This is a genomic window from Paenibacillus popilliae ATCC 14706 (assembly GCF_000315235.1).
Classification (GTDB): Bacteria; Bacillota; Bacilli; order Paenibacillales; family Paenibacillaceae; genus Paenibacillus_B; species Paenibacillus_B popilliae.
Map to the genome: position 1 here is coordinate 1 of NZ_BALG01000297.1, position 405 is coordinate 405.

Sequence of the window (405 nt, forward strand, 5' to 3'; positions counted from 1 at the left end):
TTGTTCTTTGCTGGCATTTTGGCTTTGACCGACTCATCCATGCTGTAAACAACCTTTCGCAGCTTCCGCGCACGGTCTTGCAGGATTTCTTGCGTGCGGTGACTTCTGGTTGTAGCGAGCTTTCGTATGCGTGGCATCTACGATGATAGCGGCACTATTTAAGATACCCTGCTCGATCGCGAGAGCTACTGTCTGCCCGATGAGCATGTCGAGCAGGTTCATATCTTTTAATCGTAGTTTGCGGAATTTCGTTAGAGAACTTGGGTCGATTACCGAGTCCTCTGGTGCCATGCCAAGAAAAAATTTGAACGATTTGAACGACAGGTCATACTTAGAGCGTTCAACAATGTCTACGTCAGAGAGTTCAAATATAGCTTTCAGTAGTAGATATTTAAACATGCGAAT

1 pseudogene is annotated in these 405 nt (G+C 45.4%); it reads right to left on the bottom strand.

The annotated features are described in order from the left end of the window. Positions 1–405 (bottom strand): annotated as a pseudogene (locus PPOP_RS16510) (transposase); the annotation flags it as partial.